General features: G+C 55.2%; 20 protein-coding genes. 12 read left to right on the top strand and 8 right to left on the bottom strand.

What is annotated here, in order from left to right; translation table 11 throughout:
* Nucleotides 1–101: 101 nt before the first annotated feature.
* Nucleotides 102–482, top strand: coding sequence for an inner membrane protein YbjM (locus QOT07_RS08525; RefSeq protein WP_283602921.1), 381 nt, complete (start codon nt 102–104; stop codon nt 480–482).
* A gap of 50 nt (nt 483–532) precedes the next feature.
* Here QOT07_RS08525 and QOT07_RS08530 read toward each other — a convergent pair whose 3' ends face one another.
* On the bottom strand, nt 533–796 hold the full coding sequence (locus QOT07_RS08530) for a GrxA family glutaredoxin (RefSeq protein ID WP_099065106.1): 264 nt from the start codon (nt 794–796) through the stop codon (nt 533–535).
* A 242-nt stretch (nt 797–1,038) separates the two neighbouring features.
* Here QOT07_RS08530 and QOT07_RS08535 point away from each other — a divergent pair, with 242 nt between their 5' ends.
* The 10 genes from QOT07_RS08535 (at nt 1,039) to QOT07_RS08580 (ending at nt 9,682) form a co-directional block, all read left to right on the top strand.
* Nucleotides 1,039–1,353 carry a YbjC family protein gene (locus tag QOT07_RS08535; protein WP_283602922.1) on the top strand — a complete coding sequence of 105 codons (315 nt, stop codon included), beginning with the start codon at nt 1,039–1,041 and terminating at the stop codon, nt 1,351–1,353.
* 57 nt (nt 1,354–1,410) lie between these two features.
* Nucleotides 1,411–2,313: a 30S ribosomal protein S6--L-glutamate ligase gene (gene rimK, locus QOT07_RS08540; protein WP_099065104.1), complete on the top strand. Its 903-nt coding sequence runs from the start codon at nt 1,411–1,413 to the stop codon at nt 2,311–2,313.
* 161 nt (nt 2,314–2,474) lie between these two features.
* On the top strand, nt 2,475–2,954 hold the full coding sequence (locus tag QOT07_RS08545; protein ID WP_099065103.1) for a type III secretion system chaperone family protein: 480 nt from the start codon (nt 2,475–2,477) through the stop codon (nt 2,952–2,954).
* Nucleotides 2,955–3,362: 408 nt separating this feature from the next.
* Nucleotides 3,363–4,472, top strand: coding sequence for a spermidine/putrescine ABC transporter substrate-binding protein PotF (potF, locus tag QOT07_RS08550; protein ID WP_207980111.1), 1,110 nt, complete (start codon nt 3,363–3,365; stop codon nt 4,470–4,472).
* Nucleotides 4,473–4,600: 128 nt separating this feature from the next.
* Nucleotides 4,601–5,734, top strand: a complete 1,134-nt coding sequence (gene potG, locus QOT07_RS08555; protein WP_099065101.1) for a putrescine ABC transporter ATP-binding subunit PotG — start codon at nt 4,601–4,603, stop codon at nt 5,732–5,734.
* 25 nt (nt 5,735–5,759) lie between these two features.
* The gene (gene potH, locus QOT07_RS08560) at nt 5,760–6,725 is read left to right on the top strand and encodes a putrescine ABC transporter permease PotH (RefSeq protein WP_430523270.1); all 966 of its coding nucleotides are present in this window, start codon (nt 5,760–5,762) and stop codon (nt 6,723–6,725) included.
* Nucleotides 6,722–7,567 carry a putrescine ABC transporter permease PotI gene (potI, locus tag QOT07_RS08565; protein WP_099065100.1) on the top strand — a complete coding sequence of 282 codons (846 nt, stop codon included), beginning with the start codon at nt 6,722–6,724 and terminating at the stop codon, nt 7,565–7,567. The genes potH and potI overlap by 4 nt, the downstream gene beginning before the upstream one ends.
* Before the next feature lie 228 nt (nt 7,568–7,795).
* The gene (locus QOT07_RS08570) at nt 7,796–8,275 is read left to right on the top strand and encodes a YbjO family protein (protein WP_261253003.1); all 480 of its coding nucleotides are present in this window, start codon (nt 7,796–7,798) and stop codon (nt 8,273–8,275) included.
* 68 nt (nt 8,276–8,343) lie between these two features.
* Nucleotides 8,344–9,471, top strand: coding sequence for a 23S rRNA (uracil(747)-C(5))-methyltransferase RlmC (rlmC, locus tag QOT07_RS08575; RefSeq protein ID WP_283602923.1), 1,128 nt, complete (start codon nt 8,344–8,346; stop codon nt 9,469–9,471).
* Between the two features lie 43 nt (nt 9,472–9,514).
* Nucleotides 9,515–9,682, top strand: a complete 168-nt coding sequence (locus QOT07_RS08580) for a hypothetical protein (protein ID WP_170925006.1) — start codon at nt 9,515–9,517, stop codon at nt 9,680–9,682.
* Here the strand turns inward: QOT07_RS08580 and QOT07_RS08585 are convergent.
* The 7 genes from QOT07_RS08585 to QOT07_RS08615 all read right to left on the bottom strand — a co-directional run bounded on the left by QOT07_RS08585 (nt 9,679) and on the right by QOT07_RS08615 (nt 15,025).
* Nucleotides 9,679–10,296, bottom strand: a complete 618-nt coding sequence (locus QOT07_RS08585; RefSeq protein ID WP_085116029.1) for a Fic/DOC family protein — start codon at nt 10,294–10,296, stop codon at nt 9,679–9,681. The genes QOT07_RS08580 and QOT07_RS08585 overlap by 4 nt on opposite strands.
* Nucleotides 10,297–10,384: 88 nt before the next feature.
* Nucleotides 10,385–11,119 (bottom strand): arginine ABC transporter substrate-binding protein, encoded by a 735-nt coding sequence (locus tag QOT07_RS08590; RefSeq protein WP_099065097.1) that lies wholly within the window; start codon nt 11,117–11,119, stop codon nt 10,385–10,387.
* 208 nt (nt 11,120–11,327) lie between these two features.
* On the bottom strand, nt 11,328–11,996 hold the full coding sequence (gene artM, locus QOT07_RS08595; protein WP_085116031.1) for an arginine ABC transporter permease ArtM: 669 nt from the start codon (nt 11,994–11,996) through the stop codon (nt 11,328–11,330).
* Nucleotides 11,996–12,712 (bottom strand): arginine ABC transporter permease ArtQ, encoded by a 717-nt coding sequence (gene artQ, locus QOT07_RS08600; RefSeq protein WP_099065096.1) that lies wholly within the window; start codon nt 12,710–12,712, stop codon nt 11,996–11,998. The genes artM and artQ overlap by 1 nt, the downstream gene beginning before the upstream one ends.
* Before the next feature lie 9 nt (nt 12,713–12,721).
* Nucleotides 12,722–13,453, bottom strand: coding sequence for an arginine ABC transporter substrate-binding protein (artJ, locus tag QOT07_RS08605; protein WP_207980104.1), 732 nt, complete (start codon nt 13,451–13,453; stop codon nt 12,722–12,724).
* Nucleotides 13,454–13,486: 33 nt separating this feature from the next.
* Complete coding sequence (gene artP / locus QOT07_RS08610) at nt 13,487–14,215, bottom strand: arginine ABC transporter ATP-binding protein ArtP (RefSeq protein WP_099065094.1); 729 nt, start codon at nt 14,213–14,215, stop codon at nt 13,487–13,489.
* Nucleotides 14,216–14,476: 261 nt separating this feature from the next.
* A complete protein-coding gene (locus tag QOT07_RS08615) occupies nt 14,477–15,025 on the bottom strand; it encodes a lipoprotein (RefSeq protein ID WP_112350289.1) in 549 nt (182 codons plus the stop codon).
* Between the two features lie 161 nt (nt 15,026–15,186).
* On the opposite strand from QOT07_RS08615, the gene QOT07_RS08620 reads away from it, so the two are divergent.
* On the top strand, nt 15,187–15,510 hold the full coding sequence (locus tag QOT07_RS08620) for a heavy metal-binding domain-containing protein (protein WP_099061814.1): 324 nt from the start codon (nt 15,187–15,189) through the stop codon (nt 15,508–15,510).
* Nucleotides 15,511–15,537: the final 27 nt, after the last annotated feature.

Raw genomic sequence — 15,537 nt, forward strand, 5'->3', positions numbered from 1 at the left:
GAAAAAGTTCAGTTCAGCATTGTCGGTTTACGGCAAGGCGTCACCGGCTTTGTGGCGCGGCTGATTTTTACGGTGGTTAACGAGGTTAAAGGGGAGGGGACATGGCGAGTGAACGGTATTGGTGGGGAATTTTAAGCTGTTTTCTGCTGTTCAGCCTGGTGTATCTCGGCCAGCAGAGTGGGGTATTTGGCAGCACGGATCATGAGCATCGGGGTGAAACCGGCCTGCTGCTGTTTGTGATACCCGGCGTGGTCGCGAGCTACTTGTCGAGCAAAAAACGTATTCTCTGTCCGCTGCTGGGGGCGTTGTATGCGCTGCCGTTGTGTCTGGTCATCCGTCATTTCTGGCTAACGCCGTCTGCCTCGGTCTGGCAGGAACTGGCTTATGCGACCAGCGCAGTGTTCTGGTGCGTGTTCGGTGCGTTGCTGGCTCTGTTTGTGCGTAGCCTGTTGCAGGCCTACCGACAGTGTCATCGTGGCTAACGGCAATAAAAAAGGCGCTCTAAGCGCCTTTTTGTCGTTCTGCCTGAAACTTACTGGAACAGGTTCAGGTTGTCTTTGGCATAAGCTTCGAAATCGGTGCAGCCGCCGATGTGTTTCTCATCGAGGAAAATCTGCGGTACGGTTTCTACCGGCTTGCCGACGGTTTTTTCCAGGTCGGCCTTGGTGATGCCTTCAGCGTGGATATCAACATAACGGAAGTTGAAATCGTCACGTTCTTCAGTCAGTTTTTCCGCCAACTCTTTCGCACGGACACAATAAGGACAGCCTGGGCGCCCGAAGATAACTGCAAACATGCAACACTCCTTAGATTGATATTCAATAATTTACTCGCAACTGCAATGACATTCTGTCAGTCAAAAAAGACTTAAGCTTGAGCATTACCCGCATTGATGGCGACTACTATGCCCGTTGGGTCGGCGAAAAAAAAGCAGGAATTACCTGTTACTCTGATTCATGTAACCGATTAAGCCGCCGGGGCTGTCGTCATCAATGGGAATTCACTACACTGGAGGCAGAGCTTCTGGAGAAGAAAAATATGCGTTCATTCGGTGACTTACCGCGTACGGTGCTGGTTTTGGAAGGGCTGGGGATGCTGTTGTTGGTGCTGGCCTATTTGAGCATTCACAGCCACGTCCAATTGCCGGGGTGGCTGGCTTCACAGCAGGCGGCGGTGGGGATTATTTTCCTCGGCGTGGCGCTGATGGTGCCGGCAGCGGCGTTTCTGGTTTGGCGTGTGGTGCAGGGGTTTGGCCCGTTGATGCGTGGTGGTCAGCCGCCGCAGAACGATCGGCCCAAGCCTGCAGCGAAAATAACGCCGGACGATAAAAACGACAATGAGCCGCGTGCCTGAGTCATGGCCGCCGCTGACAGGCCTGCCAGGCAGGTGTTTGCCTTTTTGGGGTGACAAGTGAAAATTGCCATTCTTTCGCGCGATGGAACGTTGTACTCATGTAAGCGTTTGGTTGAGGCGGCGGAGCAGCGCGGCCACAGCATTGAGGTTATCGATCCGCTCTCCTGCTATATGAACATCAACCCGGCGGCACCGACTATCCATTATCGCGGTCGTCAACTGGAGCGTTACGATGCGGTGATCCCGCGTATCGGCTCCGCCATCACCTTTTACGGCACCGCGGTGCTGCGCCAGTTTGAACTGCTGGGCAGCTACCCGCTGAATGAGTCGGTAGCGATCACCCGTGCACGCGACAAACTTCGTTCGCTGCAGTTGCTGGCGCGGCAGGGGATCGATCTGCCGATCACCGGGTTTGCCCATTCGCCGGACGACACCGGGGATTTGATCGAACTGGTCGGCGGCGCGCCACTGGTGGTCAAGTTGGTGGAGGGCACCCAGGGTATCGGCGTGGTACTGGCGGAAACGCGTCAGGCGGCGGAAAGCGTGATTGATGCCTTTCGCGGCCTTAACGCCCATATTCTGGTGCAAGAATACATTCGCGAGGCACAGGGCAGCGATGTGCGCTGTCTGGTGGTTGGCGGAAAAGTGGTGGCGGCGATTGAGCGCCAGGCCAAACCTGGGGAGTTTCGTTCCAATTTGCACCGTGGCGGCACCGCCCGCAAGGTGAACATCACCGCCAAAGAGCGGGCGATAGCGGTCAAGGCCGCCATTACGCTGGGGCTGGACGTTGCCGGGGTGGATATTCTGCGTGCGGCGCGTGGTCCGCTGGTGATGGAGGTCAATGCTTCGCCGGGCCTGGAAGGGGTGGAGAGCACCACCGGGTTGGATATCGCCGGCAGGATGATCGAGTATATTGAGCAGCGCGGCAGGCCAGGTTTTAGGTTGAAATCGGGCGGATAAGTGGCTTGCAAAAAATTCGCCTTTCCGCGGCTGGAGTTGTGGCTTTTTCTCAACCATATTTACCTTAATAGCGAATTAAGCCGCATTGATCGTGGCGTAGCGGGGCAATATTCCGTAAGCTATGCGCCTTTTCGCGTTTTGAATATTGTGAGGCTGGTATTATGGATTCACTCATTGTCCCTGATTTGGCATTGTTACGACGCTGGCTGGATCAATCGGGCATTTCTTTCTTTGAGTGCGATTCCTGTCAGGCGCTGCACCTGCCGCACATGCAAAATTTCGACGGCGTATTCGATGCCAAGCTCGATCTGGTCGACAACGTGCTGCTGTTCTCTGCGCTGGCCGAGGTGAAGCCGACCGCCTTGATCCCGCTGGTGGCCGATCTCAGCCAGATCAACGCCAGTTCGCTGACTATCAAAGCCTTTGTTGATATCCAGGACGATAACCTGCCGAAGCTGATCGTCTGCCAGTCGCTGAGCATCGCCGTTGGCGTCACGCTGGAGCAGTTCACCCACTTTATGCAGCAGGGCGAAGAGCAAATCTCGATGGTGATCCTCGAGGCGCGGGCGAACGATCTGCTGTTTATGGGTGACGAAGAAGATAACACGGCTGCGACTGACCGCCTGCCAATGCTGCACTGATCCCCACTGTACATTATGTGTGCCGCTGCTCTGGCGGCATGCTGCCGTTATTCCCTTCCGCAATAATATATTCTGCGTTTTACCCTCTGTTACCAGATATTCTTCGTCGTTTATGCCCTTAATGCCGTATCACATACAGACAAACTGCATAAAAAATCGATAAAAGCCGGTTTTAACCCCGGAGGCTGGTGCGTTCCGGCAACAGCGGTTATGCTGCTGATTCTGCTAAGGGCTTGCGATTCCCCTGGTGACCATGCGGGCTGAGCAACTGAAAAAGGCGTATGCAATCAATTGCATAGCCATTCAATCCGCGGTTGCAACGATTGCGCTCGATCAGGAAAGGTTTTGTATCCTTTCGCGATACAAGTTCAATTCTATGATTCACCCCTGTTTTGGAGGAAGTTACGGATGGTCACCCAACGTAAAAAGTGGTTATCGGGTGTTGTTGCCGGCCTGCTGATGGCCGGGTCCGTCACAGCGTCAGCCGAGGAAAAAACGCTGCACGTCTATAACTGGTCCGACTATATTGCGCCGGATACCTTAGCCAAATTCCAGAAAGAAACCGGCATTAAAGTGGTGTACGACGTCTTTGACTCCAACGAAGTGTTGGAAGGCAAGTTGATGGCGGGCAGCACAGGTTATGATCTGGTAGTACCTTCATCCAACTTCCTTGAGCGACAGTCGAAGGCCGGTATTTTTGAGCCGCTCGACAAGAGCAAAATGCCGAACTACAAAAACCTTGATCCCGAGATGCTGCAACTGGTGGCTCACAATGACAAGGACAACAAGTACGGCATTCCTTACCTGATGGTGACCACCGGCATCGGCTATAACGTCGATAAAGTGAAGGCGGTGCTGGGCAAAGATGCCCCGGTCGACAGCTGGGATCTGATCCTCAAACCGGAAAACCTCGAGAAGCTGAAGAGCTGTGGCGTTTCCTTCCTGGATGCGCCAAGTGAGGTGTATGCCACCGTGCTGCACTATCTGGGCAAAGATCCCAACAGCACCAACGCAGCGGATTACACCGGTGCGGCCAACGATCTGCTGCTCAAGCTGCGGCCGAACATCCGTTACTTCCACTCTTCCCAGTACATCAACGATCTGGCGAACGGTGACATCTGCGTAGCGATCGGCTGGTCCGGCGACGTGATGCAGGCGGCCAACCGTGCCAAAGAAGCGAAGAACGGCGTGAACGTCGCTTATGCGATCCCGAAAGAAGGGGCCCTGACTTACTTTGACATGTTCGCCATGCCGGCAGATGCCAAAAATAAGGACGCTGCCTACCAGTTCCTGAACTTCCTGATGAAGCCGGACGTGATGGCAGGGATCAGCAACTATGTGTACTACGCCAACGCGGTGAAAGATTCCACTCCGCTGGTCAATGCCGAGGTGCGCGACAACCCGAACGTGTACCCACCGGCCGATCTGCGCGCCAAGCTGTTTACGCTGAACGTGCAATCGCCGAAGCTGGACCGTGTGATTACCCGCGCCTGGACTAAAGTTAAAAGCGGGAAATGATAGATAGGGGCTCAGTACGCTGAGCCCGGTATCATACCAGCAGGCGGGTGCTCCCCGCCTGCGTTGCCATTTTGGGCCATGGCAATCGCCGTGGTTTTTTGTACTGTTTGCACCGGAGAGCACCCCGATTGAACGACGCTATCCCTCGTCCTCAAGCCAAGTCGCAGAAGGTCTTCACCCCTCTGCTGGAAATCCGTAACCTCACCAAAACCTTTGATGGCCAAAACGCGGTCGAAGACGTCAGCCTGACCATCTATAAGGGCGAAATATTTGCCTTGCTGGGCCCCTCCGGCTGCGGAAAATCGACGCTATTGCGCATGCTGGCCGGCTTTGAACAGCCGACGGAAGGGCAGATTGTGCTCGATGGGCAGGATATGTCGCACGTGCCGCCTTACCAGCGGCCGATCAACATGATGTTCCAGTCCTACGCGCTGTTCCCGCACATGACAGTAGAGCAAAACATCGCCTTTGGCCTGAAGCAGGACAAAATGCCGCGCGCAGAAATCGCCGCTCGGGTGGCGGAGATGCTGTCGCTGGTGCACATGCAGGAGTTTGCCAAACGTAAACCGCATCAGCTGTCTGGTGGTCAACGCCAGCGGGTGGCACTGGCACGCAGCCTGGCCAAACGGCCAAAGCTGCTGCTGTTGGATGAGCCGATGGGCGCCCTGGATAAAAAGCTGCGTGACCGCATGCAGTTGGAAGTGACGGATATTCTTGAGCGGGTCGGTGTGACCTGTGTGATGGTTACCCACGATCAGGAAGAAGCCATGACCATGGCGGGGCGTATCGCCATCATGAACCGTGGCAAATTTGTGCAGATCGGCGAGCCTGAAGAGATCTACGAGCATCCCAACAGCCGCTTTAGCGCCGAATTTATTGGCTCGGTCAACGTGTTTGACTGCGTACTGCAAGAGCGTCATGACGATGGATTGATCCTGCAAAGCCCCGGCCTGCGCCATGCGATCAAGGTAGATTCCGATGCCTCGGTCGTGGATGGCGTGCCGATCCAGGTCGCGCTACGGCCGGAAAAAATCATGTTGTGCGAAGACGTACCGCAAGACGGCTGCAACTTTGCGGTCGGGGAGGTGGTGCATATCGCTTACCTCGGCGATCTGTCGATCTACCACGTGAAGTTGCACAGCGGTCAGATGATTAGCGCCCAATTGCAGAACGGCCACCGATTCCGCAAAGGGATGCCGACCTGGGGCGATGAAGTCCGCCTGAGCTGGGAAGCCGACAGCTGTGTCGTGTTGACGGTGTGAGTTGAGAAGGTGAGGAATAATCATTATGACAATGCTTGCTGAACGCACGCCGCCGGAACCTCCTGCCAAAGGACCCGGTCCGCTGAAAGCTTTTTTCCAACGCCTGCAGATGGCCCATAGCCGCAAGCTGGTGATTGCGATGCCGTTGCTGTGGTTGACGCTGCTGTTCTTGTTGCCGTTCCTGATTGTGTTCAAGATCAGCCTGGCGGAACTGGCGCTGGCCGTACCGCCTTACACCGACCTGATGAGTTGGGCAGACGGTAAGCTGGACATCGCGCTCAATTTCGCCAACTACCTGCAATTAACTGACGATCCGCTGTATCTGGACGCCTATCTGCAATCGCTGCAGGTGGCGGCGGTGTCGACGGTGTGTTGCCTGATCATCGGCTACCCGTTGGCCTGGGCTGTGGCACACAGTAAATCATCAACCCGCAATATCTTGCTGTTGCTGGTGATCCTGCCGTCGTGGACCTCGTTCCTGATCCGTGTCTACGCCTGGATGGGCATCCTGAAAAACAACGGTATTCTGAATAATTTCTTGTTGTGGTTGGGGGTAATCGATCAGCCGTTGGTGATCCTGCACACCAATCTGGCGGTGTACATCGGCGTGGTGTATTCCTATCTGCCGTTTATGGTGCTGCCGATTTATACCGCGCTGACGCGGCTGGATTATTCGCTGGTAGAGGCTTCGCTGGATCTGGGCGCCAAACCGTTGAAAACCTTCTTCAGCGTGATTATGCCATTGACCCGTGGTGGCATTATTGCCGGTTCGATGCTGGTGTTTATTCCGGCGGTGGGTGAGTTCGTGATCCCCGAACTGCTGGGAGGGCCGGACAGCATTATGATCGGGCGGGTACTGTGGCAGGAGTTCTTTAATAACCGCGACTGGCCGGTGGCCTCGGCGGTTGCTACCGTCATGTTGCTGCTGTTGATCGTGCCGATTCTCTGGTTCCACAAGCACCAGAATAAGGAAATGGGGGGGCGGGGATGAACAACTTGCCGGTAGTGCGCTCACCGTGGCGTATCGCCATTCTGGTGATAGGGTTCACCTTCTTGTACGCACCGATGTTGATGTTGGTGATCTACTCGTTCAACAGCTCCAAACTGGTGACGGTGTGGGCCGGTTGGTCGACGCGCTGGTATACCGCGCTGTTCCATGATTCGGCGATGATCAGTGCCGTCGGGCTCAGCCTGACCATTGCGGCCGCCTCAGCGACTGCCGCGGTGGTGTTGGGGGCGATTGCGGCGATGGTGATGGTGCGCTTTGGGCGTTTCCGGGGGTCAACCGGTTTTGCCTTTATGCTGACCGCTCCACTGGTTATGCCGGACGTGATCACCGGCCTGTCGCTGCTGCTGCTGTTTGTGGCGATGGGGCACACCTTTGGCTGGCCGTCGGAACGCGGCATGTTCACCATCTGGCTGGCGCACGTCACCTTCTGTACTGCCTATGTTTCGGTGGTGATCAGTTCGCGTCTGCGTGAGTTGGATCGCTCGATCGAAGAGGCGGCGATGGATCTGGGCGCCACGCCGTTGAAAGTGTTCTTTGTGATCACTTTGCCGATGATTGCCCCGGCGCTGATCGCCGGCTGGATGTTGGCGTTTACCTTGTCGCTGGACGATCTGGTGATTGCCAGCTTTGTCGCCGGACCGGGGGCGACCACCTTGCCGATGTTGGTGTTCTCCAGCGTGCGCATGGGGGTTAATCCGGAAATCAACGCCCTGGCGAGTTTGATCTTGCTGGTGGTCGGCGTTATCGGCCTGATTGCATGGTGGTTTATGGCGCGCTCGGAAAAACAGCGATCGCGCGAATTACAAAAGGCTGCCCGTAGCTGAGTCTGATTAAACCTGCTATTTTTGCAATTATTGGTATTGCAATTGATTACCTGACTTTATATATGCCGCTTGAATAGGCCATGTTAATCGTTTATGAGTTCGAGATACCCGGGGCGACCCGGGGGTGGGGCGTCCCTGCGGGAACCCCAGCCCCCGGTTTCCCCTAATATTGGGCTTAAGCGAGTGGGATGAGTTTTAATAGGTGGCGTTTCGTTGCGGAACATGGACATGTCAGACATGCTGAATAGCAGGCAGGGAATGAGAACGACTTCAGATGCGCCAGTGCCGGTGATGGTGGCCGGAACGGCGATGGTGGCGATCAAGTGCATCAGCGTGCTGTTGCTGTTGGGCGAGCTGGGCGTCGATGGCGCTCAGGAGTTTGTCAGCACCAGTGCGCAGGCCTGGGATTCCACCCTGATATTTTTGGCCGGTCTGGTACTGCTGTGCCTGCAAATTAGCTGCGGTTTCGCGGTGATGCGCGGTCGCAACTGGGGGCGTTGGGTCTATGTGGCCTGCCAGTGTCTGGTGGTTGGTTATCTGCTGTTGGCGACTATTGGCAGCTTTCTGCCGGAGGTGTTTACTGTCGAAGGTGAAACCAGCGGCCAAATTCTGCACGTGCTGATCCTGCAAAAAATCCCGGACGTCGTCATTCTGGCGTTAATGTTTGTTCCCGCCACCAGCCGCCGTTATTTCGCCGCGCGCAATTGAGATTTTAACGGCGTAGAGTGATAAACTCTGCGCCCTTAATTATTCACCCCGAACTCAGGGTTACCTTCATGCATTGCGCTTTGTATACGGCGGGCACCTGCCGTTCCTGTCAGTGGCTGGAAAAGCCTTATCCGCAGCAACTGACGGACAAACAGCATCATCTGCAATCACTGCTGGCCGACCGTGACGTCGCACAGTGGCTGGAACCGATCGCCGGTGAGCAGAGCGCATTTCGCAATAAAGCCAAAATGGTGGTCAGTGGCAGCGTAGAGCGTCCGCTACTTGGCATGCTGCATCGCGACGGTACGCCGGTGGATCTGAGTGCCTGCCCGCTGTATCCGGCCAGTTTTGCGCCGATGTTCGATGTGTTGAAAAGCTTTATCGCCCGCGCCGGTCTGACGCCCTACAACGTGGCGCGTAAACGCGGTGAACTGAAGTACCTACTGCTGACTGAAAGTACCCACAGCGGTGGCGTAATGCTGCGTTTTGTACTGCGTTCCGATAGCAAACTTGCGCAACTACGCGCAGCGCTGCCGTGGCTGCAACAGCAGTTGCCGCAGCTCAGGGTGATCTCCGCTAATATTCAGCCGGTGCATATGGCGATTATGGAAGGGGAACGGGAGATCCCGCTGACCGGGCAGCAGGCCCTGGAAGAGCGGTTTAATCAGGTGCCGCTGTACATCCGCCGGCAAAGCTTCTTTCAGACCAATCCGCAGGTGGCCGCCGAACTTTACGCCACCGCTCGCGACTGGGTACGGGCGTTGGCTATCGACAGCATGTGGGACCTGTTCTGTGGTGTGGGCGGGTTTGGCCTGCATTGCGCCCAGCCGGAAACACGGCTGACCGGCATTGAGATCAGTGCCGAGGCGATTGCCTGTGCGCGCCAGTCGGCGGAAACCCTGGGTTTGCAACACGTCGATTTTAAGGCGCTGGATTCTACTCAGTTCGCTACCGCCGAAGGCAGCGTGCCGCAACTGGTGCTGGTCAATCCGCCGCGCCGCGGCATTGGCAAGGCGCTGTGCGACTATCTGAACCAGATGGCACCAGGCTATATTCTGTATTCGAGTTGCAACGCCGAGAGCATGGCGAAAGACATTGAGATGTTGCCGGATTACCGCATCGAGCGCGTGCAGCTGTTTGATATGTTCCCGCACACCGCCCATTACGAAGTCCTGACGCTGCTGGTACGGCAGTAATCGTAGATTGAGGTTATACTGAGCCCAATAGCGAGGGGATAACATGAAACAGCACAAGCCACAGAGACAACCCGGTAAACTGTCGTCAGAGCGCATTGCGCGTGCCGTTGCCACTTCCACGGCCATTGAAACCGGGCAGGCGTCAGCCCAGTTGGCGGCTACATTGGCCGAAAAGCGTGAAAAATACGCTTATTTACACCTGGCTCTTTAGTCACCTGTCAGCGCCTGTCTCACCCAATCCTGCATCGGCCGATAATCCATCAACATCCCATGATGAATAGCGGCGATATACTGCGGTCGGTTGTTTTCCCAACTGCCATAATCCAGGGGTTCAAACCCCGCCTGAACCGCCATCACGTCCGATAATAAACGCGCCAGCCGACCATTTCCCTCGCGAAAAGGATGGATCAGAATCAGCTCAATATGGGTAATGGCGATGGCTTCAATTAACAGGGTTTCATCCATGGTAGTGCAGGGCGTATAGCGATCCAGGCAGTTTGACTGAAATTGGCCCATCAGCTTAACGATTTGCGCTGCCGGTGCGAACATAAAGCCGTTTTTACTGATATTGACTGAGCGGTCGTGGCCGGCCCAATCATAGACATTGCCCAGCCAGCGGTGATGCCATTGCCTGAGCATGGCCAGGGTAATCCGGCCCTGAGGGAGGTCAGCGCCTAAAACGGAGTGATACAACTTTTCCAACAGCACCAGTTCAACATCGTTGATATCTTCTAAGCGGACTATGCCCAGTTTATTGAGCAGCACTTCCTGCCGGGTGCCGTCGGCAAATTGTCCCTGCGAGTTTGCAACATCGTATTTGCTCATCATCGCCACCTGTAAGCGGGTTGCCTTATCAACAGAATAGACTACTGAGACAGGTGCAGGGCGTGGCATCCCACGCCCTGAACAGCGCTTACTGTGGGAACCACTTGTCGTTAATGGCTTTGTAGGTGCCGTCGGCCTTGATGGCGTCCAGCGCGCTATTAAGCTTGGTCAGCAGCGCCTGATTGTCTGGTCGTACCGCAATGCCCAGTCCGGTACCGAAGTATTGTGCATCGGTAACATGCTCGCCGACCGGGGCCAACTGAGGGTTGTTCTTCAGCCACTCATTTACCACGGCAGTGTCACCGAAGACCCCGTCAATGCGGCCATTTTTCAGTTCGAGAATGGCGTTCTGATAGCTGTCGTAAGAGACGGTGTTAATCTCCGGATGCTTGTCCTGCATGTATTTTTGGTGAGTGGTGCCGTTCTCCATGCCGATCTTTTTCCCTTTCAGATCCGCCAGCGAGCTGAACTTACCTTTCTCGGCAATCACAATCGCCGAGTTGGCGTAATAGGGCTGGGTGAAGGAAACTTGCTTGCTGCGCTCGGGCGTGATGTCCATTCCGGAAATCACGGCATCGTATTTCTTGAATTTCAGCGCGGCTATCAGGCTGTCGAAGGCCTGGTTGGTGAAGGTGCATTCGGCCTTCATTTGTTTGCACAATGCGTTGGCCAGATCGATATCGAAGCCCACGATCTTGTTATTGGCATCCAGCGACTCGAACGGCGGATAGGTGGCGGAAGAGGCGAAGCGAATGGTCTCGGCTGCGCTGGCGTTGAAGGCGATGCCCGCTAATACCGTGGCGGCCAGTAATAGTTTTTTCATGCTTAAAACTCCTGTCTGCAAGTCTGCGTGTTTTTATCTCGTCACCGCTTGATTTTACTGACAATAACTCAAATGTTTTGGCGGCTGTTGCTCGGTGTTAACCCTGCCATTTAATGAATTAATATGCAATATAAATGATTAAAAATTTGCATTGGGTATAAAAAAGCCCCGCGCGAGGGCAGGGCTTTGAGAGCGTGGGTCAACTCACTCAGTTGCGGCGTTCGAAAGCCAGTGCCCGGCGTTCCACCAGACGCATCAGCAGCGTCAGCAGGCCGTTGACGCACAGATACACCAGCCCGGCGGCACCAAACACCATCACGTCGTAGGTACGGCCATACATCAGTTGGCTGTAGCCCATCACTTCCATCAGAGTGATGGTGTAGGCCAGCGAGGTACTTTTGAACACCAGCACCACTTCGTTGGAGTAAGACGACAGTGCACGCTTAAAGGCGAACGGCAGCAGGATACGCAACGACTGTGCGCGTGACATGCCGAGCGCTTCACACGATTGCCACTGACCGGCCGGGATCGCTCGCACGGCACCGTAGAACAATTGGGTGGTGTAGGCTGCACTGTTTAGCGCCAATGCGATCATTGCACACAGCCACGGCTGCGACAGCAAATCCCACAGCCACGGATATTCGCGGATCGCCGGGAACTGGCCGGGGCCGTAGTAGATCAGGAAGATCTGCACCAGCAGCGGCGTACCGGTGAACAGGGTGATGTAGATTTTCACCAACGGCGTCAGGATCGGCGTTTTCAGCGTCAGGATCACCGTCAGCACCAGTGACAGCACCAGCGCCACGATCAGGGCGGTAATGGTCAGCGTCAGGCTGGTGTGCAGCCCTTTGAGAATTTCAGGCAAGAACTCAAACATCAGGATGGCCCCCGCTCAAAACGCGTGGTGCGCAGTTCGATACGTTTAATGATGTACTGGCTGAACAGGGTGACCACCAGATAAATCGCCGCCGCAATCACGTACCAGGTAAAAGGCTCCTGGGTGCGGGTAGCGATGCTTTTGGTTTGCAGCATCAGATCGTTAACGCTGATCAGTGACACCAGCGCGGTATCCTTCAGCAACACCAGCCACTGGTTACCCAGGCCGGGTAGGGCATGACGCCACATCTGCGGCATGATCAGGCGAAAGAAAATCGCCGTGGTGCTCATCCCCAACGCCTGACCGGATTCCCACTGTCCCTGCGGTACGGCCTTCAGCGCGCCGCGCAGCGTTTGCGAGGCATAGGCAGAATAGAGCAGGGCGAGGGCAATCACGCCGCACAGGAACGGGCTGACTTCGAAGTTATCAATCGCCAGTTGGACCGGCAGTTGGAACAGGCCAAGGTTCAGGGTGAAGCCATCGGACAGCATTAACAACAGCTGCGATGAGCCGAAATAGATGAACAGCACCACCAGAATTTCCGGCAGGCCGCGCAGCAGGGTGACCCAGGCGGTGCCGAGCCAGCTAACCACTTTCCAGCGTGATGACTCCCAGACGGCAAACAGCATCGCCAGGATCAGCCCCAGGATAAGGGCGCAAACGGCAAGGCCGACGGTCATCCCGGCGGCGCTTGCTAAAGGTTGAATTTCATTCATCGGAGTTGATTACTGCTGGAACCATTTTTTGTAGATGGTTTGGTAAGTCCCATCCTGTTTGATCTTGTCCAGAGCGGCGTTGAACTTGCCCTGCAGATCGGTATTTTTCTGGCGAACGGCAATGCCCAACCCGGTACCGAAGTAGTCTTTATCGGTCACCTTATCGCCTACGGCGGCCAGTGCCGCATTTTGTTTCAGCCATTCGTTGACCACCGCAGTGTCACCGAACACCGCATCAACGCGGCCATTTTTCAGATCCAGAATGGCGTTCTGATAGCTGTCATAAGGCACGGTGGTGATTTCCGGGTGCTTGTCGGTCAGGTATTTCTGATGGGTGGTGCCGTTCTGCACGCCCACTTTCTTGCCTTTCAGCGCAGCGACATCAGCCACTTTGCCTTTCTGGGCGACAAACAGGGCGGAGTTGTCGTAATACGGCTTGGTAAACAGCACCTGTTTTTCACGCTCAGGCGTGATGTCCATACCGGCCATCACCGCGTCGAAACGCTTGAACTTCAGGCTTGGGATCAGGCTGTCAAAGGCCTGATTGGTGAAAGTGCACTCGGCCTGGATCTCTTTACACAGCGCGTTGGCCAGATCGACATCAAAGCCCTGGATCTTGTTGCTGGCGTCAATAAATTCAAATGGAGGATAAGAAGCTTCGGTAGCGAAACGGATAGTTTCGGCTGCGGAGGCGGAAACGCTGATGCCAGCCAGAACGGCGGCGATTATTAGTTTTTTCATCGCAAACTCCCCAAATTACAGCAAGTAGAATTGTTAGTGTGATAAGTAATTGGCAAACTCGGTGGTCTGTGGATGCTTGAAGTGACTGGCATCGCCCTGTTCCACAACGTGGCCGTTTTCCATGTACACCACGCGGCTGGCGGTTTTGCGCGCCACTTCCACTTCGTGGGTCACGATCACCTGGGTGATACCGGTGCCGGCCAACTCGCGAATGATGCTGACGATTTGGGCGGTGATTTCAGGATCCAGCGCGGCGGTCGGTTCATCAAACAGCAACACCTGTGGTTCCATCATCAGCGCGCGGGCAATGGCCACGCGTTGTTGCTGGCCACCGGAAAGGTGCAGTGGGAAACGATCGGCAAAGTCGGTCAGGCGCAGGCGCTTCAGCAGCTTGTCGGCACGCTCCATCGCCTGAGCCTTGGTCAGGCCCAGTACGCGACACGGTGCTTCGATCAGGTTTTGCACCACGGTGAGGTGAGGCCAGAGGTTGTATTGCTGGAAGACCATGCCGACATTCTGACGCAGCTCGCGAATGGCTTTTTCGCCCGGAGCCTGTTTGAAGTCGAATTGATTACCGGCAATCTGCAATTGGCCTGAACGTGGCATTTCCAGCAGATTTAACACCCGTAGCAATGAGCTTTTCCCCGCGCCGCTAGGACCCAGCAGCACTAAGGTTTCCCCTGCTGGGCAATCCAGCGTGATGTCAAACAGCGCCTGATGTGCGCCGTAATAGCAGTTGATACCGTTAAGTTGAATGCTCATGCGCCAAAATTGAATAGATATTGATGCCGCGAATGTTAACTTCCACAGAATACTTATGCAATCTTTGTGCGTTAAAATTTATTACTGCGCGGCAGAATAGTAAAAGGATAGCACAAGATACCGCGACTCAGGTTCGAAGGGGGGATTTGTCGTGCATGCTGTGAGGTAGGTAGCGAAATTTCTTAAAGTGAACAAATGTTGAGCGCGATCAGGGCATTTTTCTAACCACCGGCACCGTGGGGCACCGGTGGTTGAGTTGGCTTACTGGTTTTCCAACACCTGGCGCAGCGTACCGCTGGCGGCGTGTGGCGGCACGTTCAGATAGCGGATGTCGTCGACCACCCAACAGGTGCCCTCACGTACCATCAACACTTCATCCTGCCAGTTGACCGCGCTGCCGCCGTCTTTCTGGTAGCTGAGCTGAACGCGCAGCGGGATATTTTTGGCATCGGTATTAGGAATGGTCGACGCGCTGGCGACGGTTGCGCTGGTCGGCCCCTGAGCATTGCCGGTGAACAGATCGCCAGTGATCTGATGCTTGCCTGGGTTCTGGTTGGCCGTCACCAGGTCCTGGTACAACACTTTACTCAGGTAAGGTTGCAGTTGCGCCAGACGGTTGCTGTCCGGCAGGGTGGTGCCGGTACCCTGTTGCAGACGCAGATCGTAAAATTTCTGTGCGACCGTATCCGGGCCGCCTTCCACACAACCGCCGGTACGGGTGCCGATATCCTTGAATGCCGGTTCAACGGTGGTGCAGGCACTCAGTAACAGCGCTAAGGGAAAAACTGCTGCAATCGTTTTTGTTTTCATCTCATTACCTTATGTGAAAGTCTCTACCATGAAGACCACTAGCCTACAGTATAAATGCGATTTCGGGCCTTGCATTCGTACTGCGTGCCATTTCATAACAGAACATAATGGCAAATCAATGGTCAGATAAATGAGATGAATCAATCAAGCAAGGAGTTTTGATGCAGCTTTCAACCACCCCGACCCTGGAAGGGTTTACCATTACCGAGTACTGCGGCGTTGTCACCGGCGAGGCCATTTTGGGCGCCAATATTTTTCGCGATTTCTTCGCCGGCGTACGTGACATCGTGGGTGGCCGTTCCGGCGCTTACGAGAAAGAGCTGCGCAAAGCACGCCTGATCGCTTTCCAGGAACTGGAAGAGCAGGCACAAGAATTGGGTGCCAATGCGGTGGTCGGCATTGATATTGATTACGAAACCGTGGGCAAAGACAGCAGCATGCTGATGGTGACCGTCAGCGGCACCGCGGTAAAAGTCAGCCGTTAATCCCTCCTCTCACGCCCCGGCAGCCGC

The organism is Serratia proteamaculans, from assembly GCF_949794035.1.
GTDB classification, from domain to species: Bacteria; Pseudomonadota; Gammaproteobacteria; order Enterobacterales; family Enterobacteriaceae; genus Serratia; species Serratia proteamaculans.

Excerpts from the sequence above, each read along its gene's own strand:
- QOT07_RS08525 (WP_283602921.1), top strand. The coding sequence starts at position 102 with ATGGCGAGTGAACGGTATTGGTGGGGAATTTTAAGCTGTTTTCTGCTG.
- QOT07_RS08530 (WP_099065106.1), bottom strand. The coding sequence starts at position 796 with ATGTTTGCAGTTATCTTCGGGCGCCCAGGCTGTCCTTATTGTGTCCGT.
- QOT07_RS08535 (WP_283602922.1), top strand. The coding sequence starts at position 1,039 with ATGCGTTCATTCGGTGACTTACCGCGTACGGTGCTGGTTTTGGAAGGG.
- QOT07_RS08545 (WP_099065103.1), top strand. The coding sequence starts at position 2,475 with ATGGATTCACTCATTGTCCCTGATTTGGCATTGTTACGACGCTGGCTG.
- potF (WP_207980111.1), top strand. The coding sequence starts at position 3,363 with ATGGTCACCCAACGTAAAAAGTGGTTATCGGGTGTTGTTGCCGGCCTG.
- potH (WP_430523270.1), top strand. The coding sequence starts at position 5,760 with ATGACAATGCTTGCTGAACGCACGCCGCCGGAACCTCCTGCCAAAGGA.
- potI (WP_099065100.1), top strand. The coding sequence starts at position 6,722 with ATGAACAACTTGCCGGTAGTGCGCTCACCGTGGCGTATCGCCATTCTG.
- QOT07_RS08570 (WP_261253003.1), top strand. The coding sequence starts at position 7,796 with ATGTCAGACATGCTGAATAGCAGGCAGGGAATGAGAACGACTTCAGAT.
- rlmC (WP_283602923.1), top strand. The coding sequence starts at position 8,344 with ATGCATTGCGCTTTGTATACGGCGGGCACCTGCCGTTCCTGTCAGTGG.
- QOT07_RS08580 (WP_170925006.1), top strand. The coding sequence starts at position 9,515 with ATGAAACAGCACAAGCCACAGAGACAACCCGGTAAACTGTCGTCAGAG.
- QOT07_RS08585 (WP_085116029.1), bottom strand. The coding sequence starts at position 10,296 with ATGAGCAAATACGATGTTGCAAACTCGCAGGGACAATTTGCCGACGGC.
- QOT07_RS08590 (WP_099065097.1), bottom strand. The coding sequence starts at position 11,119 with ATGAAAAAACTATTACTGGCCGCCACGGTATTAGCGGGCATCGCCTTC.
- artM (WP_085116031.1), bottom strand. The coding sequence starts at position 11,996 with ATGTTTGAGTTCTTGCCTGAAATTCTCAAAGGGCTGCACACCAGCCTG.
- artQ (WP_099065096.1), bottom strand. The coding sequence starts at position 12,712 with ATGAATGAAATTCAACCTTTAGCAAGCGCCGCCGGGATGACCGTCGGC.
- artJ (WP_207980104.1), bottom strand. The coding sequence starts at position 13,453 with ATGAAAAAACTAATAATCGCCGCCGTTCTGGCTGGCATCAGCGTTTCC.
- artP (WP_099065094.1), bottom strand. The coding sequence starts at position 14,215 with ATGAGCATTCAACTTAACGGTATCAACTGCTATTACGGCGCACATCAG.
- QOT07_RS08615 (WP_112350289.1), bottom strand. The coding sequence starts at position 15,025 with ATGAAAACAAAAACGATTGCAGCAGTTTTTCCCTTAGCGCTGTTACTG.
- QOT07_RS08620 (WP_099061814.1), top strand. The coding sequence starts at position 15,187 with ATGCAGCTTTCAACCACCCCGACCCTGGAAGGGTTTACCATTACCGAG.